Origin of the sequence: Pseudomonas fluorescens (genome assembly GCF_902498065.1) — a bacterium.
GTDB lineage: Bacteria > Pseudomonadota > Gammaproteobacteria > Pseudomonadales > Pseudomonadaceae > Aquipseudomonas > Aquipseudomonas fluorescens_BJ.
The window spans coordinates 1,019,508-1,042,144 of sequence record NZ_CABVIR010000001.1; the positions used below are offsets into that span (position 1 = coordinate 1,019,508).

Below are 22,637 nucleotides of genomic sequence, written 5' to 3' on the forward strand. Positions count from 1 at the left end.
TCGTTTCGCCGGCAAGCCTGCTCAGGGTTTGTGTCATGCCATTTTCTGGGCAACCCCCGAACCTGTGGGAGCTGGCTTGCCAGCGATGACGGCCTTGAGAACGACGCGGAATTCAGGACCGTTTCGCCGGCAAGCCGGCTCACAGGATCGCGGTCACTTCGGATACAGCGGCGGGAGGCCACTGTCGCCGACCGGGTCTTGAATGCGCTCGGCAATCGGGATCGCCTTGATCGCGCGCCACAATTCCTCACCTTGCCAATGCTGGCCGGTTTCGCTGTACAGCGCCCCATTCAAACCATCCAGCGCATCGGACAACGGCACGAATCGCGCCGCCATGTCGGCCAGGGTTTCCGGTTGTTGTCGGGCCCAGGCGTCGAGGGCCTGGCGGGTGGCGTGGGAGTCGTTGGCCTGGCAGGCGCGCTTGAGGTCGTCGAGCACGGTGCGCGGACTCGGGCCGGTCTGGGCTGCGCGCAGGATCGCCGGTTGCCAGCGGGCGCGCCACCAGAGGCCGAAGCCCAGCAGGGTGGTGCAGGCAAGTATTACGGTGCTGAGTTTCCACCACCAGAGCGCTTCGTTGTCGGCAGCGGAAATGACCAGCGGCGCGCCGGCCGGGGTATCGACCATCAATCCCGGATTGTTCGCCACTTGCAGCGTCCGCGCTGGCAGGCTGCTGTGTTCCAGATGATCTTCAAAGGTGTTCCACCAGACCACATCCACCGCCGGCAACTCGACGTTTCCGCGCTGGACAGGCACCAGAGCCTCACGGTCCTCGCGACTGCCAATCAGGCCGCGCTCGCTGTTCTGGTTGACCAGCACCGGCTGATCCGGATAGCGTCGCAAGCCGTTGACGTCGGTGGCCGGCAACGGCGGCAGTTGTGAGCTGGCCAAACCTTCGGCTTTCAAAAACAGGCTGCGCGTCAGCGAATCACCCACTTGGGCGTGATCCGGTTCCGGATTCCAGCTCTCGCTCAGGGTCAGGTTGCGGGCCGGCAGCCAAGGCACGTCCGCCGGGTAAGTGGCGGGTTTCGGCTTGACGGTCAGCGGCAGTTCGACCGAGCTGACGCGCATCAGTTTGCCGGATTTCGGCACCTGGGATTCGACGTCCTTGGCCGGTTGCGCGTCGACCAGCGTGGCGCTGAAAATCTGCGCCGGAATGCTGACCTGGCCGCTGTGTTGCGGGTAGATCGCGTAGCGCAATTCGATCACGCCGTGGCGCAGGCCGTTGATGTCTTTTTCGTAAGTGCGCGACTCACCCAACTGCTCGATGCGGGCATCGGGAATCTGCAACGGCGTCAGGCTGCTGTCGTCGTACAGCGACACGGAATGGTAGATGCGCAAGGTCAGGATCGCCTGGGCCTGCACGTACACGCTGTTTTGATCGAGGCTGGCGTCGATGAACACCGGGGCCAGTTTTTGCGTGCTGTCCTGGGTTTCGCTCTCGACCACTTGCAGGGTGATCGGCTGGCTCTGTACTTCGCCCAGTTGCAGCGACGGAATGACCACGCTGCCGTTCTGCCGAGGCAGCAGGGTAATGATCCAGCGGGTGGTGGCGCCATTGCCGCCGTTAAGGGTCGTCAACTGGTTGACCTGACGGGTGCCGCGCACTTCAAACAGCGGCTCCAGCGCCGTCAGGTCGGGCTTGCCGAATTGGGTGACATCGTTGGATTCCAGGGTCAGCTCGACCGTTTCGCCGGAGTTCAGGCGACTGCGGTCGACACTGGCGACCAGCTCCGCAGCCTGGGCCTGAACGGTCCAGATCAACAGTGCGAGCATGAAAGCGGTGAAGCGGGTCATCGAGTTTTTTCCTGATCCTGATGTTGCTGCTGTTCGTACCAGAATTTGCGCCTGAGCAATTCGCCCGGGTCATCCGGGATCTTGCGCAGCCATTGCTCCAGCGCTTGGCGCTGCTCGCCATCGATGGCGTCGCTGGCCGGGCGCAGCGGCGGGGTGGTGCTTTGTTCGTCGCCCAATTCGCTGCCGGGAACCTCATTGGTGCCGGGGCGTGCTGGTGTCGTCTCCGATTGTTGCGCATCGGGCGGAGTCGTCTGGGCGTCGGACTCCGGTTCGCCACTGTTCGACGGTTGGGCGGCTGCACCCGGCGGTGGTTCCTGCGGGGTCCCGGTCTCGTCACCTTCAGTGTTGTCCGGTTCGACAGGCGCCGGTGTGTTTTTCTGCTTGATCAGGCTTTCTACCAAGGTCTTGTTAGTCAGCGCCGGGCGCAGATCCGGTTGCAGCTCCAGCGCCTGTTCGTAGGCATCCAGCGCGGCTTCCAACTCACCGCCTTTGGCCAGGGCGTTGCCACGATTGTAGTGGGCGTGGGCGTCATTGCCTTGGGCGAACCGCTGGGCGGCGCCACTGTAGTCGCCGGCCTCATAGAGCGCCACGCCTTGCCATTGTCGATCCTCGAAATGTTTCGCGGCCTCGGCCGGACGCTTCTTCTTCAACAGATGCAGGCCTTGCTGGTCAGGACGCAGCCACAAGTCCTCAAAGTCGAAGGCGTAGCTCGGTTGCGGCAACAGGAACAGCAGCGGCAGACAGAACAGCCAGCCGCGACGACCGGCGCAGGCCGCCAGCAGCAACAGCGGCAACAACAGCCAATACCCCTGATCGGCCCAGGTATCGAGGCGCAGGGTCTGGCCGTCATTGCGCAAGTTGCGCGGGCCATCGAGCAGGCCGAGGGCGCGCAGGTCGGCATCGTCCAGGCGCGCGTGGCGATAACGTCCATCGAGGCCGTTGACGAACGCTTTCAGGTTCGGCTCGTCCAGGCGCGGTACCAGAATCGCGCCTTGGTCATCCTTGAGGAAACTGCCATCTTCCTGAGTGATCGGTGCGCCTTCGGCGGTGCCGATGCCGAGCATCAAAAGCTGCGTCGACTTGCCATCCAGCGCCTGTTGAATGCCTTCGCGCTCGAGTTCGGTCAGGGATGAACCGATCAGCAGAATCCGGCCGTCACCCAGCGCGCCCTGATTTAGCAGTGCAAGGGCCTTGGTCACCGCGAGATCGGCGCGATGGCCCGTCTGGGGCATTAACGACGGCTTGAGCGCCTCCAGCAGATTGCCGCTGGTAGACAGGTCATCCGACAGTGGCACCAGCGTGTGTGCGCTGCCGGCGTAGACGACGATGGCGGTCTGGGCGTCGCTGCGGTTTTGCAGCAAGTCAAACAGCTTGCGTCGGGCCTGTTCCAGCCGGTTTGGCGTGACGTCGGTGGCGAGCATCTCCGGAGTCAGCTCAAGGATCACCACCAGCGGGTCGGCCGGTTTCTGACTGGGTTGCTCGACGCGCTCCCAGCTCGGCCCCAACAACGCCAGTATCGTCAGCAGCCACGCCACACCGAGGGCGACCCACGGCAGCTTGCTGTCGCGACCGTTGCCGCCACTTAGCAACGCGGAATGAAAGGCCGGCGGCAGAATCATCTGCCAGCGCCCGGCGCGCTTCTGTCGATGCCAGAGTTGCCAGAGCAACCAGCCGAGCAGTGGCAACAGCAGCAGCCACCAAGGGCGGAACCAATAAGGCCACAGCGCGCTCATCGGCGCCTCCGCAGGCGCAGGCGCTTGAGTCGCTGACGCCAGTCAGGCAGTTGCGTTTGCAAGAACAGATCCTTGGTAAACAGACGCTGCAACGGGTTATCCGGCCAGCGTTCGCGAGCCACCAGCAACAGGCTCAACAGCAGCGCCATCGCCAACGGCCAGTGATACAACGCCTGCGCCGGGCGGGCCTGGGTCGGTTGTTGAGTCACCGGTTCCAATTGGTCGAGGGTTTCCTTGATCGCTTGCAATTCCTTGCCGTCGCGAGCGCGGAAATACTGACCTCCCGTGGCGGCGGCGATGGCCTTCAGCGCAGGTTCGTCGAGGTCCAGGCTCGGGTTGATACCGAGGAATCCTGCGGTGCCGCTTTGCTCGGGATCGGCGCCGATGCCGATCGGGTAGATTTTCACGCCTTCATTGGCCGCCAGCCGCGCTGCCGTCAGCGGGTCGATTTCGCCGCCGTTATTGGCGCCGTCCGTCACCAGAATCAGCACGCGGCTTTGCGCCGGACGCATGCGCAGGCGTTTGATCGCGAGGCCGATAGCGTCGCCGATGGCGGTGTTCTTGCCGGCGATACCGATGCGCGCTTCGTCGAGCCAGACCCGCACAGTGCGCCGGTCAAACGTCAGGGGTGCCTGCAGATACGCCCGGCTGCCGAAGAGGATCAGGCCGACACGGTCGCCTTCGCGACTCTCCAGAAAATCACCGAGCAAATGTTGCACCAGCGTCAGGCGGCTGACTTCATCGTCTCGCCACTGCATGTCGGGGAAGTCCATGGAGCCGGAAACGTCCACCGCCACCAGCAGGTCACGGCCACTGGCGGCAATCGGTAACGGTTCGCCGAGCCACTGCGGGCGCGCCGCGGCGATCAGCAAAAACAGCCACAGCAGCATGAACGGCGCTTGCTGGCGCCAGGCCGGCAGATTGGCCCGAGCGCGACGCCGGGCCAGGCCTTCGAGGTCGCTGAGGAAACTGACTTTGAGCGCCGGTTCGCCGCTGTCGGCCACCGGCAGCACGATGCGCATTAACCAGGGCAGCGGCAGCAGGGCGAAGATCCAAGGCCAGGCGAACTCAAACATGTTTGCGAATCCACGTGTCGACGGCTTGCGTCAGGCCGGCGATGGCCTTGTCGTCGAGTTTGCATTCGGGTTTGTAGGCACCTTCGACCAGCACCATCCAGCGCGTCAGGCCGGCAGCCGGGCAGCGGTTGTCGAGAAACGCCAACCATTTGCGTCCATTGAGGGTGTGGCTCTGGCTGTAGGGGTAATGGTTGCGGCACAGGCGCTTGAGCAAACCGTTGAGTTGCTGCAGCCAGGCACCGGCCGGCGCGCCATCGTAGGGTTTGGGCATCAGCGCCAGTTCGGCCAGTGCGGCGAGGCGCACCGGGTCCAGCGGTTGTTCGGCGCGCACGATGGGGCGCTTGTTCGGCAGAAAACGCCGCGCCTTCCACAGGCCGAAGCCGATCAGCGGCAGCAACAACAGCAAGAGCCACCAGCCCGGCGCCGGAGGCCAGAAGCCTATCGGTGGCGGGGAGATCAGCGGTTGCAGTTGATCGAGGCTGCTCATCGACCTTTCCCCGGTTTCTGTGGGTTCAGATACTCGCGCAGTTGTTCGACCATCTCGCTCTGGGTGCTCAAGGGCATCAGCAACACCCGCAGTTTTTGCGCGAGCAATTCCCAATGGGCGATGCGTGCTTCGGCCTGGGCGCGGTAGGTCTGGCGCAGCTCGAAATTCAACGTGTCGAGTTCCAGTTGCGCACCGCGTTCGACGAAACGCAGCAAACCGGCAGCGGGCAGGGCGTGGTCCAGTGGATCGGACAGCGGCAGCAGCAACAGGTCGCAATGGCGGGACAACAGGCTCAGTTGTTGCTCGGAGCCTTCAGTCAGCGCGCGTTCGTCGCAGATCACGATGACCAGGCTGCCGGGACGCAGCACTTCCCGGGCGCGACGCAGGGCCAGGTTGAGGGCGTCACGGTTCGTTTCGCTTTCGGTGTGCAGTGATTGATTGACGCGCACAAGCCGGTTGAGCAATTGCAACAGGCTCTGCTTACTGCGCCGTGGCTTGATTTCGTAGTGTTCGTTGTCGCCGAACACCAGTCCGCCCACCCGATCGTTATGGCCCAGTGCGGCCCAGCCAATCAGGCTCGCCGCTTGCGCAGCGAGCACCGATTTGAACATCAGCCCGGAACCGAAAAATAACCGGCGACTCTGCTCGACCATGATGAAAATCGGCCGCTCGCGTTCTTCATGGAACAGCTTGGTGTGCGGTTCCTGGGTGCGAGCGGTGACGCGCCAGTCGATGGTGCGCACGTCGTCGCCGGCCTGATAGACCCGCACCTGATCGAAGTCCACGCCACGGCCACGTAGCTTCGAGTGGTGCAGGCCGATCAGCGGGCTGCGCTGGCTCGGCGTCGAAAACAGCTGCACTTCACGCACGCGATGGCGCATCTCGATCAGCTCGGCGAGGCTGACACGGATGCCCGGCTCGGGCGGCAGGGGGGCGTTCATTGGGGTCAAGCGACGGCTACGACGTCGAGAATACGCTGGACCACCCTGTCCTGGTCGATGCCAGCGGCTTCGGCTTCAAAGGACAGGATGATGCGGTGGCGCAACACGTCAAACAGCACAGCCTGGATGTCTTCCGGGCTGACGAAGTCGCGACCGGCCAGCCAGGCGTGGGCGCGGGCACAGCGGTCGAGGGCAATCGAGCCGCGCGGGCTGGCGCCATAGGCGATCCACTCGGCCATCTCCGGGTCGAATTTGCCCGGCGTGCGCGTGGCCATGACCAGTTGCACCAGGTATTCCTCCACCGCGTCGGCCATGTACAGACCGAGGATTTCCTTGCGAGCGGCGAATATTGCCTGCTGGCTGACCCGGCGCTCCGGTTTGGTTTCGCCGTTCAGGGCTTCGCCACGGGCCTGTTGCAGGATGCGGCGTTCGACGGCGGCGTCCGGGAAGCCGATTTTCACGTGCATCAGGAAGCGGTCGAGCTGGGCTTCGGGCAGCGGATAGGTGCCTTCCTGCTCGATCGGGTTTTGCGTGGCCATCACCAGGAACAGCGGCGACAGCTCATAAGTGCTGCGCCCGACGCTGACCTGACGCTCGGCCATCGCTTCGAGCAGGGCTGATTGCACCTTGGCCGGAGCGCGGTTGATTTCGTCCGCCAGCACCAGGTTGTGGAAGATCGGGCCTTGCTGGAACACGAAGCTGCCGGTTTCCGGGCGATAGATTTCCGTGCCGGTGATGTCCGCGGGCAACAGGTCCGGGGTGAACTGGATGCGATGGAACTGGGCTTCGATGCCTTCGGCGAGTTCTTTGATGGCCTTGGTCTTGGCCAGGCCGGGAGCGCCCTCGACCAGCATGTGGCCGTCGGCAAGCAGGGCGATGAGCAAGCGCTCGATGAGTTTTTCCTGGCCGAGAATCTGCGTTGAAAGAAAGGTTCGCAGCGCGAGCAGCGCTTCACGATGTTCCATCGATGACTGTTCCTGGAAAGGGTGACCGAAGACGTTCGAATAACGCCAGGGCTGGGGGCGTTACTTTAAAGCATCGCGGGGGGCGGCGACTAACGGCATTTTGTGCAAAGTGTGGGAATAGATGGGTAAAAGTGTTTGAAGGTTGTACAGGCCAGGCGGATGCGTCGATCAAACGGGCCTTCGCGGGCAAGCCCGCACAGTGAATTAGGGTGTGCACAGATCTTGTGTCTGACTCGATACCTGTGGGAGCGGGCTTGCCCGCGAAGGGGCCGGCCCAGACATCATCAAATCTTGCTGATGTAAGTCCCTGTCCCCTTGAGAATGTTCTGCAACGTTTCTTCAACCTCCGCCAAGTCACTCGCATCCGTGCTGTGAATGATCTCCAGCGAATCATCCCCATTCAACGCATCCGCATCCGCCGCCGCAATCTCGATCAGCAAACGGGTAGGGCTGAGGGTCACTTTCACGCCGTCCAGCGTCGAAGGCTCGCCATCAAGGGTAATCTCCAGCTCGTCCTCGTCCGGGTAGCGGCTCATCAGGAACATTTCACCTTGATCGCTGTGGCAGGCGAGCATGGCCATGTTGTCTTCTTCCTCGTCGCACGGGTTGACGATCAGGAGGGTGGTGGTCATTTGCATTTGAGCAGTCCTGGCGCTGGGCGCGGTGTTGGCAGGCAAAGGGCGATTTTGCCAGTGTTGAGGGTTTTTTGCTGGATTGTGTTGGGTGAGTGCCTATCAGTTCTGCTAGTGGCTATTGGTTGCTATAGCCATCGATAATTCAGTTCTCTCGCAGGACTTAACGATGATTAGCCAGCAGAAAGCCTTGTCCGTCCGATATCACTACGATGCACTGGATCGAATCACTAGCCACAGGCAGCTGGATCGCCCCGAGCGCCAACGCTTTTATTGCGAAGATCGCCTGGCTACCGAGATACAAGGCGAGGAACGCCAATCGTTCGTTCAGTACAGCGACCAACTGATAGCGCAACAGCTGCAAAAGGATGGCGGGTTCGAAAACACGTTATTGGCCACGGACCTGCAGCGCTCTGTGCTGATAGCCCTCAACGCGAGTAAATCACGCTCCACCACTTACGCTCCTTACGGTCATCGTCCCTGCGGATGCGGGTTGAACAGCTTGTTGGGCTTCAACGGCCAGCTACCGGATCCCGTGACCGGGCATTATTTGTTGGGTAATGGGTATCGGGCGTTTAACCCGATTCTGATGCGGTTCAACAGTCCGGATAATTTGAGTCCGTTTGGGGCCGGCGGGGTAAATACTTACGCGTACTGTCTGGGGGATCCGATCAATCGAAGTGATCCTACGGGGCATCTTGCTTCTTCATTAAGTCAGTTTTTGAAGAAAGCTCCCGCAGTGGCCGCCTCATATGAACTTGGGATAAAACTTAAGCCTGTATCGAATGTGACAAGGCTCTCTGAAGGTATTTTTACATTTGAAGATGTTTACAAGGGCGGTTCCAGGCTTACCTTTGATACCCATGGTTTTCCAGGGGGCGTGGAGGGCGATTTTACTGGATTGGATTTGCTTAAGCTTGCTAAGCGCCACGGGGTTGATGTCTCAAAATTTGAGAGTATAAGAATTGCGGCATGTCACTCGGCAGATATAGAAAGAAATTCATTTGGCATAGAAGATATTTCATTTGCTGAAAGTATTAATCGGCTTGCGAAACGCCCGGTTAAGGCTTATTCGGGGAGGATTCAAACGATCAATACGGGCAAGGTTTTCGAAAATCTGAAAATTGGCGAAGTTTATGAGGGACCATACTATTTCGGGGTCGCAAAGAAAGACATTTCACTAAAACGGTATGGTGTGCAGTATCGACCCGTTGTGTTCGATAAGGTTAAGCGTCCGGTTAGTCGCGTTCGAACCTAGGATCCCCTCACTGACACCATTTGCAATAAAGCCATGCAAGCCATTATCTGTTGTGACTGGATTCATCATGACTGGTCATTTCTGGCACGTACGTACCATGAATCCGAGCATGAAACGCCCAATTTCCTACACGGCTGCTAGTGTTATTCGATGCGCCGCCGCAGAGCTGCGTACCGATGACCGAATATGTCGCAGCACCGCAAGCACAGGCCTTGCCGCTCTGGTTAAGCTGCGCATCGAATGGATACCTGTAAAGACATTGTGCAATTGATCGCAGAGTCGTTTTTGCAGATGCCCATTCATGGAAGGTGAATGTGACCTGAGTGTCTCGTCCAGCTTCACCCACCTGTCATCCTGTTTCCTCTGCCCGAGAATCAGGAACCGGGTGACGGATCGCCCCGAAAGGGGTTTGCACGCGACGCTTCCATCAATAACAAGCCCAAGCGGAGTACCACAGATGGCGTTCTTCACCGCAGCCAGCAAAGCCGACTTCCAGCACCAACTGCAAGCGGCACTGGCGCAGCACATCAGTGAACAGGCACTGCCACAAGTGGCGCTGTTCGCTGAACAATTCTTCGGCATCATTTCCCTGGACGAGCTGACTCAGCGTCGGCTGTCCGACCTCGCCGGCTGCACCCTTTCTGCGTGGCGCCTGCTTGAGCGCTTCGATCACGCGCAACCGCAGGTTCGCGTCTACAACCCTGATTACGAACGCCACGGCTGGCAGTCGACCCACACCGCGGTCGAAGTGCTGCACCACGACCTGCCATTTCTGGTGGACTCGGTGCGTACCGAGCTGAACCGTCGCGGCTACAGCATTCATACCCTGCAAACCACTGTGCTGAGCGTGCGTCGCGGCAGCAAAGGCGAGTTGCTGGAAATCCTGCCAAAAGGCACTCAGGGCGAAGGGATCCTGCAAGAATCCCTGATGTACCTGGAAATCGACCGTTGCGCGAACACCGCTGAACTGAATGTCCTGAGCAAAGAGCTGGAACAGGTTCTTGGTGAAGTCCGCGTCGCGGTCGCCGATTTCGAGCCGATGAAAGCCAAGGTCCAGGAAATCCTGACCGGCCTGGACAACAGCAAGTTTGCTGTCGACAGCGAAGAAAAAGCCGAAATCAAAAGTTTCCTGGAATGGCTGGTGGGCAACCACTTCACCTTCCTCGGCTACGAAGAGTTCGTGGTTCAGGATGAAGTCGATGGCGGCCACATCGTCTACGACCAGAATTCCTTCCTCGGCCTGACCAAACTGCTGCGTACCGGCCTGACCTACGATGACCTGCGCATCGAAGACTACGCCGTGAACTACCTGCGCGAACCGACCCTGCTGTCGTTCGCCAAGGCTGCGCACCCGAGCCGTGTACACCGTCCGGCTTACCCGGATTACGTGTCGATCCGCGAGATCGATGCCGACGGCAAGGTCATCAAGGAATGCCGTTTCATGGGCCTGTACACCTCGTCGGTGTATGGCGAGAGCGTACGGGTCATTCCGTATATCCGTCGCAAGGTCGAGGAAATCGAACGCCGTTCCGGCTTCCAGGCCAAGGCTCACTTGGGCAAGGAACTGGCGCAGGTGGTTGAAGTGCTGCCCCGTGATGACCTGTTCCAGACCCCGGTCGACGAACTGTTCAGCACCGTGATGTCGATCGTGCAGATCCAGGAACGCAACAAGATCCGCGTGTTCCTGCGCAAAGACCCGTACGGTCGTTTCTGCTACTGCCTGGCCTACGTGCCGCGTGACATCTACTCCACCGAAGTGCGCCAGAAGATCCAGCAAGTGCTGATGGATCGCCTGAAAGCCTCGGATTGCGAGTTCTGGACTTTCTTCTCCGAGTCCGTGCTGGCCCGCGTGCAATTGATCCTGCGCGTCGATCCGAAGAACCGTCTGGACATCGACCCGGTCCTGCTGGAAAAAGAAGTGGTACAAGCCTGCCGCAGCTGGCAGGACGACTACGCCAGCCTGGTTGTGGAAAGCTTCGGTGAAGCACACGGCACCAACGTGCTGGCGGATTTCCCGAAAGGCTTCCCGGCCGGTTACCGCGAGCGTTTCGCTGCGCATTCGGCTGTGGTCGACATGCAGCACCTGCTGAACCTGAACGAAAAAAATCCTCTGGTGATGAGCTTCTATCAGCCACTGGGTCAGGTCTCCGGCCAGCGCGAGCTGCACTGCAAGCTGTATCACGCCGATACCCCGCTGGCCCTGTCCGATGTGTTGCCGATCCTGGAAAACCTCGGCCTGCGCGTTCTGGGTGAATTCCCGTATCGCCTGCGTCACAACAATGGCCGCGAGTTCTGGATTCACGATTTCGCGTTCACTGCCGCCGAAGGCCTGGAGCTCGACATCCAGCAACTCAACGACACCTTGCAGGACGCCTTCGTCCACATCGTGCGTGGCGATGCCGAGAACGATGCGTTCAACCGTCTGGTGCTGACCGCCGGCCTGCCATGGCGCGATGTGGCGCTGCTGCGTGCTTACGCTCGCTACATGAAGCAGATTCGTCTGGGCTTCGACCTCGGCTACATCGCCAGCACCCTGAACAACCACACCGACATCGCTCGCGAGTTGACCCGGTTGTTCAAGACCCGTTTCTACCTGGCGCGCAAGCTGACCGGCGACGATCTGGAAGACAAGCAGCAACGTCTGGAACACGCGATTCTGGCAGCACTGGACGACGTCCAGGTATTGAACGAAGACCGCATCCTGCGTCGCTACCTCGACCTGATCAAAGCCACCCTGCGGACCAACTTCTACCAGACCGATGCCAACGGTCAGAACAAGTCCTACTTCAGCTTCAAGTTCAACCCGCATCAGATTCCAGAGCTGCCGAAGCCGGTTCCGAAGTTCGAAATTTTCGTTTACTCGCCTCGCGTCGAAGGCGTGCACCTGCGCTTCGGCAACGTCGCTCGTGGCGGTCTGCGCTGGTCTGACCGTGAAGAAGACTTCCGTACCGAAGTCCTGGGCCTGGTAAAAGCCCAGCAAGTGAAGAACTCGGTCATCGTGCCAGTCGGCGCGAAGGGCGGCTTCCTGCCGCGTCGCCTGCCACTGGGCGGCAGCCGTGACGAGATCGCAGCCGAGGGCATCGCCTGCTACCGCATCTTCATTTCGGGCCTGTTGGACATCACCGACAACCTGAAAGACGGCGCACTGGTGCCGCCGGTCAACGTCGTGCGCCATGACGACGATGACCCGTACCTGGTGGTCGCTGCGGACAAGGGCACTGCAACCTTCTCCGACATCGCCAACGGCATCGCCATCGACTACGGTTTCTGGCTGGGTGACGCGTTCGCGTCCGGCGGTTCTGCCGGTTACGACCACAAGAAAATGGGCATCACCGCCAAGGGCGCGTGGGTTGGCGTACAACGTCACTTCCGCGAGCGCGGCATCAATGTCCAGGAAGACAGCATCACCGTGGTAGGCGTCGGCGACATGGCCGGTGACGTATTCGGTAACGGCTTGCTGATGTCCGACAAGCTGCAACTGGTCGCTGCGTTCAACCACTTGCACATCTTCATCGACCCGAACCCAACGCCCGCCAACAGCTTCGCCGAGCGTCAGCGCCTGTTCGATCTGCCACGTTCGGCATGGTCGGATTACGACACCAGCATCATGTCCGAAGGCGGCGGGATCTTCTCTCGCAGCGCGAAAAGCATCGCGATTTCTCCGCAGATGAAAGAACGCTTCGACATTCAGGCCGACAAGCTGACCCCGACCGAACTGCTGAATGCCTTGCTCAAGGCGCCGGTAGACCTGTTGTGGAACGGCGGTATCGGCACCTACGTCAAGGCCAGCACCGAAAGCCACGCCGATGTCGGCGACAAGGCCAACGATGCGCTGCGCGTGAACGGTAACGAGCTGCGCTGCAAAGTCGTGGGCGAGGGCGGTAACCTCGGTATGACCCAGCTGGGTCGTGTCGAATTCGGCCTCAATGGCGGCGGTTCCAACACCGACTTCATCGACAACGCCGGTGGCGTGGATTGCTCCGACCACGAAGTGAACATCAAGATCCTGCTGAACGAAGTGGTTCAGGCCGGTGATATGACCGACAAGCAACGTAACCAGTTGCTGGCGAGCATGACCGACGAAGTCGGCAACCTGGTGCTGGGCAACAACTACAAACAGACTCAGGCCCTGTCCCTGGCAGCCCGCCGTGCGTTCGTGCGGATTGCCGAATACAAACGTCTGATGAACGATCTGGAAGGCCGCGGCAAGCTGGATCGCGCCATCGAGTTCCTGCCGTCGGAAGAAGCGATCAACGAGCGCCTCGCGGAAGGCCACGGCCTGACCCGTGCCGAGCTGTCGGTGCTGATCTCCTACAGCAAAATCGACCTCAAGGCGCAGTTGCTGGACTCCCGTGTGCCGGACGACGATTACCTGACGCGCGACATGGAAACCGCTTTCCCGCCGAGCCTGGTGAGCAAGTTCTCCGAAGCCATGCGCCGTCACCGTCTGAAGCGCGAGATCGTCAGCACCCAGATCGCCAACGATCTGGTGAACCACATGGGCATCACCTTCGTTCAACGACTCAAAGAGTCGACCGGCATGAGCCCGGCGAACGTGGCCGGTGCTTACGTGATCGTGCGTGACATCTTCCATCTCCCGCACTGGTTCCGTCAGATTGAAGCTCTGGATTACCAGGTTTCCGCTGACGTACAACTGGAGCTGATGGACGAACTGATGCGCTTGGGCCGTCGCGCTACGCGCTGGTTCCTGCGTGCCCGTCGCAACGAGCAGAACGCTGCCCGTGACGTCGCGCATTTCGGTCCGCATCTGAAGGAGTTGGGTCTCAAGCTCGACGAACTGCTGAGCGGCGAGATCCACGAGAACTGGCAGGCCCGCTACGAGGCGTACGTCGAAGCTGGTGTGCCGGAATTGCTCGCACGCATGGTGGCTGGCACGTCGCACCTGTACACGCTGCTGCCGATCATCGAGGCCTCCGACGTGACCGGCCAGAACCCTGCGGACGTGGCGAAGGCCTACTTCGCCGTGGGCAGTGCGCTGGACATCACCTGGTACCTGCAACAGATCAGCGCTCTGCCGGTTGAAAACAACTGGCAGGCCCTGGCCCGTGAAGCGTTCCGCGATGACGTCGACTGGCAGCAACGTGCGATTACCATCTCGGTCCTGCAACAGGGCGACGGCTCTCACGACGTGGAAACACGCCTGGCGCTGTGGATGGAAGAGCACGTAGGCATGATCGAACGCTGGCGCGCCATGCTGGTGGAAATCCGTGCGGCGAGCGGCACTGACTACGCGATGTATGCCGTGGCCAACCGTGAGTTGCTGGATCTGGCATTGAGCGGGCAAGCGGTAGTGCCTGCTATTGCCACCACCGCCAGTGCAGAACTGGAGCCAGCGGCCTGATCAGTCGCTGAATGAAAAAGCCCCGCATTGAAATATGCGGGGTTTTTTTTGCCTGGGTTTTTGGTTTCTGGTCGGGCCTCATCGCAGGCAAGCCCGGCTCCCACAGGTTTTGTGTCATGTGATGATATGTGTCCAACACAAGTCCTGTGGGAGCCGGGCTTGCCCGCGATGGGGCCATTGGTTTCAATACAACTTCCTGCCTGTTTTATTATCAAACATCGACACTTTATCTGTCGGCCCAGTCAATAAATTACTGAGCGACTGGTCAAACTTCTGCAATGCCCGAACTTGCACGTTTTGCTGTTCATTAATATCCGCGACGATCTCTTCGCTGCGTTTATAATCCGCCCACACCGGGCTCAATGCTTTGGCATCATGCCCTTGCGCAGTCCCGATGTAATTGAAGTTGGCATCATAAAAGTCCGCACTCACATCGGCCTTGATATCCGAACTGCGCGAAGTGATCAATTGGCTGCGGATGTCGACAACGGCGACCACGTCGGGCTTCTCCGCCCTGAGGCTTTGCATGTCCGGGTACACCGTGACCGAGCCGAACTGACGTTGCAACGAGGCTTGGATCCACTCCACCGCCAGGTCGGGTTTGGAGGTGGCGACGTAGGCATCATGAATCGGCTGCACCAGCAGGCTCTGGCCGAAACCGGTGCCGGCATTGGCTTGATAGTCCTGCAGGTAAGCGCGATTGGTCTGGGTGTTACGGCTGTAGACGATGCCCAGCGAGACCTGGCCGCCGCTGGCGACATGGCGGGTACTGCTGCGCCCGACGGGCGCGTTGAAGATACCGTCGAGTGAAGAAACTGCCGTCGGCGCAGTAGGAATTGAACAGCCGGTTAAAACAGAGGCGATCGCCAAGGTGCTGACAAGTGCAAGTTTCATGGGTGTTTCTCCAGTGAAACAACTTGAGTCGGGAAGTTAAAGTGGCCGATGTCGGCAGTGACTTCAGACTAAACCTGTGACGGCTGAATGAAATAGCCAATTCATGCGCTGGTCAGGTGACCCATAGTATTGTTTGGTTTAAAAGTTGCCGGTTAATTGCACCGGGGAATAAAAAGGCCCGGACGTGTGATTCGGGCCTGTTTATTTATGGCTGTACGTTCAGCCATCAGTTTTCCAAGGGGATCAATACTTTCTCGTCGGGGGACAACACCATGAAAACAAGGAGTTTGGCTGGCTGGGTCGCACTGGCATTTTTCGACACCAGATGTTCCGAACCGGCGGGTTCATACCAGTATTCACCGGCCTTGTAGGTGATCGCTTTGCCGCCTTTTACCTGGGAAATGATCGTGCCCGAAATCACGTAAGCCATTGCCGTGCCTTCGTGCTTATGGGCGATGGAGGACTGGCCCGGCTTGTAATCGACTTCGATCATCAGCGCTTTTTTGCCCGGGACGTTCTTCAGTGCTTCATCTTGCAGAATCGTGACTTTTTCCGAAGGGTCGTGGGCGAATGCCGAGGCAGAAACACTCAGGGCGAGGACCGCAAGCGGGGCGGCCAGTAAACGCAAAACTTTCATGATTTATCACCTGCGGTGGTTAGTTGTCAGAAACAACGTTAATCCGCCGGGGAGCGCAATCAAACAGCCAATTCAGCAGAAGGTCAGGGGACCAATCAGGATTATCGCTAGGCAATAAAAACATACAGGAGCTGGCTTGCCGGCGATCGCATCACTGCGGTGCATCAGTTGCACCACGGTGAATGGATCGCCAGCAAGCCGGCTCCTACAGGGGGATTTAACGGATCGGAAAGCTGTTGAAGTCCACGGCATTCGCCAGTTGGTTATCGATCAGACCGATAAAGCCTTGTACTTCAGGGCAGTTGAAATGCATCTGCATGGCCGCTTCCGACTGCCAGCGGGCGCTGACGTTCCAGCGGTTGCTGTCCTCGGGGCAGCGGTCGACCATATAGGAATCGCAGCCCGGTTGTTTGCGCAGGGTTTCGACAATCTTTTGCAGTTGCTTACCCAGCTCATCCGAGCGGCCGGCGGCGGCCTGCACCTTTACGGTGTTGATCACTTCGTTGGACATTGCTCACACTCCTGAATCAGGCCGGACGAATCCTGCTCATTGAGGGATAACGCTTATGCAGGATAGGCCTGCACTTACGGACCGCCAATAGCCAATCGCCGGATAAAAACCCAGACCAATCGCTCAGGCGACCTGCTGCAAAATGTCCCGCAAGCGGTCCAGCGCGGTGTCGATGTCCAGGGTTTCGATGGCACCAAATCCCATGAGAAGCCCGGCCTGTGGCGCCCGCTGGTAGTAAAAGGTGTCAATGGAATACAGCCCGACTTCGACCTTTTTCGCCAGTTCAATCAGCAATGGCATATCGATAGGCACTTTGCACATAAGCACCATATGGAAACCCGCCGTGCTCGGGATCGCTTCGAGCCAGGGTGACAGGTCGCCCGCGATGCGCGTGAGGATGCGTTCGCGCCGCCCGGCGTAGATCGTATGACAGCGCCGGATGTGCTTGAGCAGGCAGCCTTCGGCAATGAATTTGGCCAGCGCCCATTGGGGCAGGGTGGAGGTATGCCGGTCGGTGAGTTGCTTGGCCTGGATCACTGCTTCGAGAATCGCTGGCGGCAAGATCGCGTAACCGAGGCGTAACTCCGGCAGCAAGGTTTTCGAAAAGGTCCCGACGTAGGCGACGATCCCGCGCTCATCCATGCTTTGCAGGGAGTCGGTGGGCCGGCCTTCATAGCGGAATTCGCTGTCGTAATCGTCCTCGATGATGATCGCGCCCAGCTCGTAGGCACGCTCCAGCAACGCCACTCGCCGCGCCTGGCTCATCGGCATGCCCAGCGGAAACTGATGCGATGGCGTGACATAAATCAGCTGCGTGCCGAGAGGGATTTGGTCGACCTGAATGCCTTCGGCGTCGACCGGCACGCCGATCACCGTGGCGCCGTGGCTGCCGAACAGCAGGCGGGCGGGCGGGTAGCCAGGGTCTTCCATGGCGACGATGCTGCCGGGGCGGGTCATCACGCGGGAGATCAGGTCCAGCGCCTGTTGCGCGCCGTTACACACCACTACGTCTTCGTCCTGACAATTCACCCCACGGGAAAATGCGATGTGCCGGGCGATCGCGTTACGCAGCGCCGGCAGGCCTTCCGGCAAGCTGTAGAAGCCTTTGGAGCCGGTCATCTGGCGCAGCGCGTGAGAGGTGCAGCGCCGCCAATCGTCCTGGGGGAACTGCCCCTTGCTGGTGGCGCCACCGATGAAGTCATAACGCAGCGAACCTTCCAGCGTAGGGTGACGTAAAAACACCGGCAAATTGCGCCATGACTCGATGACTTCGGCACTCGCCAACTGCGAATGGCTTTGCTTGGGCAACGCTTTTGCCGCCCGGGCATTGACGTAGGTGCCTTTGCCGATCACCCCGGTGAGGAAGTTTTCATACGTCAGTTGCGCATAGGTGTCGGAAATGGTCTTGCGCGAGATGCCCAGCTGTTCGGCCAGCAGGCGGCTGGGCGGCAGTTGCGTCCCGGCTGCCAGGCGACCGGATTCGATGGCGCTGCGCAGTTGGTTGTACAACTGGCCTGCCAGGTCCTTGCGGCCGTTGATGACAACATGAAGTTCCATACCGACGGGGCTCCTGGGCGGTTGAGGCGCGTGTGCGTCGCGCCAGATTACCCGCAAGCGCCACCGTGCAGAAGTTGCGTGGGGGAAAAACCGTGGATTGGCCTGCTTCGGCGTGGTCCACCGGTATTTCGTGCAATTGGATCTGTAACGCCGCCGCATCAGCGCTTACCGTGAAAGCATCTATCGATCCGCGAGGCACGCCATGACTTCCCGTCTGGATTACTACAGCGCGTCGCCCAAAGCGATGAAAGCCATGATTGCCATGGAGGCGCTGACCAGCAACCTGAGCATCGAGCCGGCGCTGCTGCACTTGATCAAGATCCGCGCCTCGCAGCTCAATGGCTGCGCCTTCTGCACCGACATGCACTCGGTGGACGCACGGCGCCTGGGCGAGACCGACCGGCGTCTGTATTCGATTGTGGTCTGGCGTGACAGCGGCTTCTTCAATCCGCGCGAGCGCGCGGCGCTGGCCTGGGCCGAAGCGGTCACCTTGCTCTCGCAAAGCCACGTACCGGACGACGTCTACACCCAGGCCCGGGAACAGTTCAGTGAGAGCGAAATGGTCGACCTGACCATCGCCGTCACCACCATCAACAGCTGGAATCGCCTGGCGGTCAGTTTTCGTCAAATCCCCAGCGTGTGATGACGCTGTCACATCAGGTTCATGAACGTTGCGCAGGATGAGGTTTCCAATAGACAGATCGACAGGGAGTCATCGATGTCATTCATGGAAACCACTGGGCGCCAAAGCCCCGCCGAATACCGCTCACCCGTAGACACTTCATTTTCCTTGCGCGCTCAGGCCGCCGCGCTCGACCCGCAACTGGCGCAAGCGTTCACGGTCAGTGCCCGCTGCGGTTGTTTCATGCAGGCCTCGCGCAGTCTCAACATCAAGGCGACTTTGCTGCGCAAGCAGTTGGCGCAACTCGAAGCGCAACTGCAGTGCGCGTTGTTCAGCCATGGCGACAATGGCGTCGCCCTCAGTCGTGAAGGCTTGCAGCTTCAGGCGCAGCTGATTGCCTTGGCCCATGAACGTGATTTGCCGGTGATCGAACAACCCTTGGTGCGCCTGGCCGTCGCCGAATCCATCTTGCACGACATTCTCGGTCGTGACCTGGTGGCCTTGCTGCGCCGCAACGCCAGCGTGCGTCTGGAGATCATTTCCCTCGACAGCGAGCTGGCCCTGCGCGCCGTCAGCGCCGATGTCGTGGTGTGGCTGGCCGGCACCGATTCGCCGCTGCCGGGCCCGAGTTTTGCCGTCGACGAGCCTCGACGCCTGGCGCAGCTCGACTACCTGCCGCACATTGCCAAGCGTTACTCACGCACCGCGTCGCGCCCGGACAGCCTCGATGACCTCGCCGATTTCCTGCTGGTGCAATGGCAGCCTCACCTTCAGGTCGAGAGCTTTGTGCCGTGGAATGCGCTGGTGGAGCAGCGCCTGGCCGGGGTCGTGCAGTTGCATGCCTATGAGCTGATGCTGGAGATGATCCGTTGCAGCGCCTGCATTGGTTTGCTGCCCGGCTACATGAGCCGTTTTGACCGTGGTCTCATCGCGCTGCCGGGCTTGTTTGGCCAGCCGATGCAGCGTCAGGTGTGGATGGCGGTGAATGTGCAGTCGCAAGAAGAGGCGCAGGTGCAGATGATTGTCGAGCTGATCCAGAACACCTTCAATGAGCGCCGGGAGTGGTTTGACGGTTGAGCACTGCCCCAACCTGTGGGAGCGAGCCTTTGGTATTCGCCATGTTGGAAGATTGCGTTGTAGAGTGAGCGGCCATGTCTGTATCAAGGATGAATCACCCATGTCGGTCACTGACGCTGTCATTACCCTCGAACGCTTTAACGAATCACACCTCGAAGGCATCACTGCGCTTTACAACGAGCCGGCGGTTACCCGGCAAGTGCTGCAAATGCCGTTTCAGTCCATCGAGCTCTGGCGCAAACGCCTGGCGTCGGACAACGAACGCGAAATCAAACTGGTGGCGCTGCATCAGGGCCAGGTGATCGGCAGCATTGGCCTGGAGCAGTTTTCGCGGATCCGTCGCAGTCATGCCGGCAGCTTCGGTATGGGCGTCTTGCCGGCGTGGCAGGGCAAGGGCGTTGGTTCGAAGTTGCTGGCCACCGCGCTGGACATCGCCGACAACTGGATGAATCTGCAACGGGTCGAGCTGTCGGTGTACGCCGACAACGAAGCGGCCATCGGTCTGTACCGCAAGTTTGGTTTTGAAACCGAAGGCCTGTTTCGCGACTACGCCGTGCGTGACGGGCGGCTGGTGGACACCTTGAGCATGGCGCGTCTGCGGCGCACGCCCAAGGCCGGTTGATTCACTCGCCCAAGGCGAACGCCACCGCCGCCTGCGCATGCAGTTCGGTGGTGTCGAGCAGGGGCAGGGCGCTGTGCTCGGGTTTGATCAGCAGGCCGATTTCGGTGCAGCCGAGAATGATGACCTGGGCGCCACGCCGACCCAGGGATTCGATCACCTGCTGATAAACCCGGCGTGATGCCTCGCTGATCACCCCGACGCACAACTCGTCGTAGATGATCCGGTGCACGGCTTGACGCTCTTCGGCATCCGGCACCAGCACGGTCAGCCCCATCGATGTCAGGCGTTCCTTGAGGAAGTCCTGTTCCATGGTGAACGCTGTCCCCAGCAACCCGACGTTTCGCGCACCGGCATCGACCGCCGCCTGTCCGGCCGGATCGGCGATGTGCAGGAACGGAATACTGATCGCCGCCTGAATCTGCCCGGCCACCTTGTGCATGGTGTTGGTGCACAGCACTACGCAATCGGCGCCGCCAGCTTCCAGCCGCCGCGCGGCATCCACCAGAATCAACGCCGCATCGTCCCAGCGACCGGCATGCTGCGCCTGTTCGACAGGCCCGAAGTCGACGCTGTACATTAGCAATTTCGCCGAACGCAACGGCCCGAGTTGGTCGCGTACCTGCTGGTTGATGAGACGGTAATACTCAGCGCTGGACTCCCAGCTCATGCCGCCGATAAGGCCGATGGTGCGCATGGCGTGCTCCTGTTGTTGGCAACCCTTTGAGTGGGAGTATCCCGTGGCGCCTAGCGGCTTTCTATCAGGAAATTTCACATGCTGAGCCAACGGTTGTCGGGCGCTAAAGTCAGCCTGCAACTCCTGCCCCGTGCCGCTTACAGCGCACGCGATCCGGCGCAGTCGCAAACCCTTGGGGTGACGCTGGAACGCCAGCAGGGCGTGCACGCGATTGACTCGGATCGACGGGTGGATTTCGATACGTTGCCCGGTGTTCTGGCGTATACGCCGGTAGGCGTCGAAGTGTTTTCCGAATCGGCCAGCGGTGGCGAATATTTGCTGATGCAGCTGGACGAATCGTTCGCCGATGAGCATTTGCCCGACGTTGGCCATCGCGTACAGTCTTGCGGCAATCGACAGGCGCTGAGCCTGGCGCGCGAAGTGCGGCGTTTGTTGCTGGCGCCACAACCCGACTTTCTGGCACTGGAGCAATGTGCCCTGGGATTCGTGGGGTTGGCGCAACCGCAGATCGAAAGGGTTCATCGGCCGGCACCCGTGGCCCTCGCCAAAGTGCTGGACCTGATCGCCGAACAATTCCATCAGCCCCTCACGCTGCAACAATTGGCGGCAGCCTACGGCCAGAACGAGCTGCGCTTTCTCCGCGACTTTTCTCGCGCCATCGGCCTGACACCGCACGCTTACCTCGTTGAATTACGACTTCAGGCGGCACGGCGGATGATTGAGTGCACCGGGCTGAGCCTGGCCGACATCGCCCTCGATGCCGGTTTCACGCATCAGTCGCACATGGGCAGCGCCTTCCGCAAATTCCTCGCCATGACCCCCAGTCAATACCGCTCACGCTTTTAGTCGTACGTCCGCGGCGCGCATCTGCCATGCTCAAAGTCCGCAGCACTGCTTCAACCAAAGGAACACCGCAATGGATGACGTACAGCAACTGGGCGAGATGCTTCGCCACTACGCAGACAGCGAAGCGCACAAAAAACAACTGTTCGAGTCGCAATCGGCCGTGTGGACGACGCGCATTGGCGAACTGTTCGATCAGATCCAGCAATGGCTGGAGCCGGTCCAGGCGCCAAACCTGCTGGAAGTCAGCCGTGAGGCGTATGTCGCCTCGGGGCCTAGCGTTCCAGTCGAGACTTCCACGTTCAAGACCGAGAAACTGGGCATCGTGATCGCCGGCAAACCCGTGGAGTTCGTGCCGGACGTGATGGGCGCCGGGGGGCAGATTTCCCTGGCGGTGATGGGTTTGACCGCCGCGCGGTATGGCAGCATTTCGCTGGTGTGCCTGCCGCCGTCCGACAACTGGCAGTGGCGCAAGACCAATGGCTTGAAAGACCCGGACACCTTCGCCTTCGATGCGAATTTTCTGGCGCAGCAGTTGCAGAGTCTGATCCCCCGCGATCGGGGTTGAATTCTCAGAGGCTGACACATAACCCTGTGGGAGCGGGCTTGCCCGCGATGACGGCGTCACATTCAACACACTCGTTGACTGACATTCCGCTATCGCGGGCAAGCCCGCTCCCACAGTGATGGGCGGTGATTCAGAGTTCGAGGTTTATCCATCCCGGTTTCGGCTCTTCCGGCGCCACCGCTTTCACCACTTTCCCCGTCGCCAACTCCACCCGACGCGCCACCTCCGGGTCATCGGCAAACGGGATCAGACTCGCCTCTTCCAGACTCTGCTCGGTCTGCTGCTTCAGGCAGTACTCGACCGCCAGCCAAAGCCCCGCCACGCCCAAGCCATTCAACACTATCTCGATCATCTCAAGTTCCTC

At 60.2% G+C, this 22,637-nt stretch carries 20 protein-coding genes; 7 read left to right on the forward strand and 13 right to left on the reverse strand.

Annotation, left to right across the window (positions count from 1 at the left end; translation table 11 throughout):
- Nucleotides 1–153 precede the first annotated feature (153 nt).
- From F8N43_RS05060 to F8N43_RS05090, 7 genes are all read right to left on the reverse strand, one after another.
- Complete coding sequence (locus tag F8N43_RS05060) at nt 154–1,794, reverse strand: BatD family protein (protein WP_150634735.1); 1,641 nt, start codon at nt 1,792–1,794, stop codon at nt 154–156.
- On the reverse strand, nt 1,791–3,527 hold the full coding sequence (locus tag F8N43_RS05065) for a tetratricopeptide repeat protein (RefSeq protein WP_150639179.1): 1,737 nt from the start codon (nt 3,525–3,527) through the stop codon (nt 1,791–1,793). The genes F8N43_RS05060 and F8N43_RS05065 overlap by 4 nt, the downstream gene beginning before the upstream one ends.
- Entirely contained in the window at nt 3,524–4,603 is a 1,080-nt protein-coding gene (locus tag F8N43_RS05070; RefSeq protein ID WP_150653313.1) for a vWA domain-containing protein, read from the reverse strand. Before F8N43_RS05070 ends, F8N43_RS05065 begins: the two co-directional genes overlap by 4 nt.
- On the reverse strand, nt 4,596–5,090 hold the full coding sequence (locus F8N43_RS05075; protein ID WP_150653314.1) for a DUF4381 domain-containing protein: 495 nt from the start codon (nt 5,088–5,090) through the stop codon (nt 4,596–4,598). The genes F8N43_RS05070 and F8N43_RS05075 overlap by 8 nt, the downstream gene beginning before the upstream one ends.
- Nucleotides 5,087–6,031 carry a DUF58 domain-containing protein gene (locus F8N43_RS05080; protein WP_150634739.1) on the reverse strand — a complete coding sequence of 315 codons (945 nt, stop codon included), beginning with the start codon at nt 6,029–6,031 and terminating at the stop codon, nt 5,087–5,089. The genes F8N43_RS05075 and F8N43_RS05080 overlap by 4 nt, the downstream gene beginning before the upstream one ends.
- Before the next feature lie 5 nt (nt 6,032–6,036).
- Nucleotides 6,037–6,996 carry an AAA family ATPase gene (locus tag F8N43_RS05085; protein WP_020800601.1) on the reverse strand — a complete coding sequence of 320 codons (960 nt, stop codon included), beginning with the start codon at nt 6,994–6,996 and terminating at the stop codon, nt 6,037–6,039.
- Between the two features lie 284 nt (nt 6,997–7,280).
- The gene (locus tag F8N43_RS05090) at nt 7,281–7,634 is read right to left on the reverse strand and encodes a hypothetical protein (protein ID WP_150634740.1); all 354 of its coding nucleotides are present in this window, start codon (nt 7,632–7,634) and stop codon (nt 7,281–7,283) included.
- A 163-nt stretch (nt 7,635–7,797) separates the two neighbouring features.
- Between F8N43_RS05090 and F8N43_RS05095 the strand changes: the two genes are divergently transcribed.
- Together F8N43_RS05095 and F8N43_RS05100 are read left to right on the forward strand one after the other, a co-directional pair.
- A complete protein-coding gene (locus tag F8N43_RS05095) occupies nt 7,798–8,886 on the forward strand; it encodes an RHS repeat-associated core domain-containing protein (RefSeq protein ID WP_150653315.1) in 1,089 nt (362 codons plus the stop codon).
- Nucleotides 8,887–9,343: 457 nt separating this feature from the next.
- On the forward strand, nt 9,344–14,248 hold the full coding sequence (locus F8N43_RS05100) for an NAD-glutamate dehydrogenase (protein ID WP_150633627.1): 4,905 nt from the start codon (nt 9,344–9,346) through the stop codon (nt 14,246–14,248).
- Nucleotides 14,249–14,431: 183 nt separating this feature from the next.
- Here F8N43_RS05100 and F8N43_RS05105 read toward each other — a convergent pair whose 3' ends face one another.
- The 4 genes from F8N43_RS05105 to F8N43_RS05120 form a co-directional block, all read right to left on the reverse strand.
- On the reverse strand, nt 14,432–15,142 hold the full coding sequence (locus F8N43_RS05105; protein WP_150653316.1) for an ATPase: 711 nt from the start codon (nt 15,140–15,142) through the stop codon (nt 14,432–14,434).
- 226 nt (nt 15,143–15,368) lie between these two features.
- On the reverse strand, nt 15,369–15,779 hold the full coding sequence (locus tag F8N43_RS05110) for a cupin domain-containing protein (protein ID WP_150633629.1): 411 nt from the start codon (nt 15,777–15,779) through the stop codon (nt 15,369–15,371).
- 217 nt (nt 15,780–15,996) lie between these two features.
- Nucleotides 15,997–16,290, reverse strand: coding sequence for a putative quinol monooxygenase (locus tag F8N43_RS05115; RefSeq protein WP_150633630.1), 294 nt, complete (start codon nt 16,288–16,290; stop codon nt 15,997–15,999).
- 123 nt (nt 16,291–16,413) lie between these two features.
- Nucleotides 16,414–17,847 carry a PLP-dependent aminotransferase family protein gene (locus F8N43_RS05120; RefSeq protein ID WP_150653317.1) on the reverse strand — a complete coding sequence of 478 codons (1,434 nt, stop codon included), beginning with the start codon at nt 17,845–17,847 and terminating at the stop codon, nt 16,414–16,416.
- Between the two features lie 202 nt (nt 17,848–18,049).
- Between F8N43_RS05120 and F8N43_RS05125 the strand changes: the two genes are divergently transcribed.
- The 3 genes from F8N43_RS05125 (at nt 18,050) to F8N43_RS05135 (ending at nt 20,168) form a co-directional block, all read left to right on the forward strand.
- Nucleotides 18,050–18,490 carry a carboxymuconolactone decarboxylase family protein gene (locus tag F8N43_RS05125; protein ID WP_150653318.1) on the forward strand — a complete coding sequence of 147 codons (441 nt, stop codon included), beginning with the start codon at nt 18,050–18,052 and terminating at the stop codon, nt 18,488–18,490.
- A 75-nt stretch (nt 18,491–18,565) separates the two neighbouring features.
- Nucleotides 18,566–19,546, forward strand: coding sequence for a LysR family transcriptional regulator (locus F8N43_RS05130; protein ID WP_150653319.1), 981 nt, complete (start codon nt 18,566–18,568; stop codon nt 19,544–19,546).
- 100 nt (nt 19,547–19,646) lie between these two features.
- Complete coding sequence (locus tag F8N43_RS05135) at nt 19,647–20,168, forward strand: GNAT family N-acetyltransferase (protein WP_150653320.1); 522 nt, start codon at nt 19,647–19,649, stop codon at nt 20,166–20,168.
- A gap of 1 nt (nt 20,169) precedes the next feature.
- Here the strand turns inward: F8N43_RS05135 and F8N43_RS05140 are convergent, their stop codons facing one another.
- Complete coding sequence (locus F8N43_RS05140) at nt 20,170–20,862, reverse strand: aspartate/glutamate racemase family protein (protein ID WP_150633635.1); 693 nt, start codon at nt 20,860–20,862, stop codon at nt 20,170–20,172.
- Between the two features lie 78 nt (nt 20,863–20,940).
- On the opposite strand from F8N43_RS05140, the gene F8N43_RS05145 reads away from it, so the two are divergent.
- Both F8N43_RS05145 and F8N43_RS05150 read left to right on the forward strand, forming a co-directional pair.
- Nucleotides 20,941–21,708, forward strand: a complete 768-nt coding sequence (locus tag F8N43_RS05145) for a helix-turn-helix domain-containing protein (RefSeq protein WP_150653321.1) — start codon at nt 20,941–20,943, stop codon at nt 21,706–21,708.
- 70 nt (nt 21,709–21,778) lie between these two features.
- Nucleotides 21,779–22,273: a hypothetical protein gene (locus F8N43_RS05150; protein ID WP_150633637.1), complete on the forward strand. Its 495-nt coding sequence runs from the start codon at nt 21,779–21,781 to the stop codon at nt 22,271–22,273.
- A 130-nt stretch (nt 22,274–22,403) separates the two neighbouring features.
- Here F8N43_RS05150 and F8N43_RS05160 read toward each other — a convergent pair whose 3' ends face one another.
- Nucleotides 22,404–22,625: a cbb3-type cytochrome c oxidase subunit 3 gene (locus F8N43_RS05160; RefSeq protein WP_150633638.1), complete on the reverse strand. Its 222-nt coding sequence runs from the start codon at nt 22,623–22,625 to the stop codon at nt 22,404–22,406.
- Between the last annotated feature and the right edge of the window lie 12 nt (nt 22,626–22,637).

Coding starts and splice junctions, on each gene's coding strand:
- F8N43_RS05060 (WP_150634735.1), bottom strand. CDS start 1,794: ATGACCCGCTTCACCGCTTTCATGCTCGCACTGTTGATCTGGACCGTT.
- F8N43_RS05065 (WP_150639179.1), bottom strand. CDS start 3,527: ATGAGCGCGCTGTGGCCTTATTGGTTCCGCCCTTGGTGGCTGCTGCTG.
- F8N43_RS05070 (WP_150653313.1), bottom strand. CDS start 4,603: ATGTTTGAGTTCGCCTGGCCTTGGATCTTCGCCCTGCTGCCGCTGCCC.
- F8N43_RS05075 (WP_150653314.1), bottom strand. CDS start 5,090: ATGAGCAGCCTCGATCAACTGCAACCGCTGATCTCCCCGCCACCGATA.
- F8N43_RS05080 (WP_150634739.1), bottom strand. CDS start 6,031: ATGAACGCCCCCCTGCCGCCCGAGCCGGGCATCCGTGTCAGCCTCGCC.
- F8N43_RS05085 (WP_020800601.1), bottom strand. CDS start 6,996: ATGGAACATCGTGAAGCGCTGCTCGCGCTGCGAACCTTTCTTTCAACG.
- F8N43_RS05090 (WP_150634740.1), bottom strand. CDS start 7,634: ATGCAAATGACCACCACCCTCCTGATCGTCAACCCGTGCGACGAGGAA.
- F8N43_RS05095 (WP_150653315.1), top strand. CDS start 7,798: ATGATTAGCCAGCAGAAAGCCTTGTCCGTCCGATATCACTACGATGCA.
- F8N43_RS05100 (WP_150633627.1), top strand. CDS start 9,344: ATGGCGTTCTTCACCGCAGCCAGCAAAGCCGACTTCCAGCACCAACTG.
- F8N43_RS05105 (WP_150653316.1), bottom strand. CDS start 15,142: ATGAAACTTGCACTTGTCAGCACCTTGGCGATCGCCTCTGTTTTAACC.
- F8N43_RS05110 (WP_150633629.1), bottom strand. CDS start 15,779: ATGAAAGTTTTGCGTTTACTGGCCGCCCCGCTTGCGGTCCTCGCCCTG.
- F8N43_RS05115 (WP_150633630.1), bottom strand. CDS start 16,290: ATGTCCAACGAAGTGATCAACACCGTAAAGGTGCAGGCCGCCGCCGGC.
- F8N43_RS05120 (WP_150653317.1), bottom strand. CDS start 17,847: ATGGAACTTCATGTTGTCATCAACGGCCGCAAGGACCTGGCAGGCCAG.
- F8N43_RS05125 (WP_150653318.1), top strand. CDS start 18,050: ATGACTTCCCGTCTGGATTACTACAGCGCGTCGCCCAAAGCGATGAAA.
- F8N43_RS05130 (WP_150653319.1), top strand. CDS start 18,566: ATGTCATTCATGGAAACCACTGGGCGCCAAAGCCCCGCCGAATACCGC.
- F8N43_RS05135 (WP_150653320.1), top strand. CDS start 19,647: ATGTCGGTCACTGACGCTGTCATTACCCTCGAACGCTTTAACGAATCA.
- F8N43_RS05140 (WP_150633635.1), bottom strand. CDS start 20,862: ATGCGCACCATCGGCCTTATCGGCGGCATGAGCTGGGAGTCCAGCGCT.
- F8N43_RS05145 (WP_150653321.1), top strand. CDS start 20,941: ATGCTGAGCCAACGGTTGTCGGGCGCTAAAGTCAGCCTGCAACTCCTG.
- F8N43_RS05150 (WP_150633637.1), top strand. CDS start 21,779: ATGGATGACGTACAGCAACTGGGCGAGATGCTTCGCCACTACGCAGAC.
- F8N43_RS05160 (WP_150633638.1), bottom strand. CDS start 22,625: ATGATCGAGATAGTGTTGAATGGCTTGGGCGTGGCGGGGCTTTGGCTG.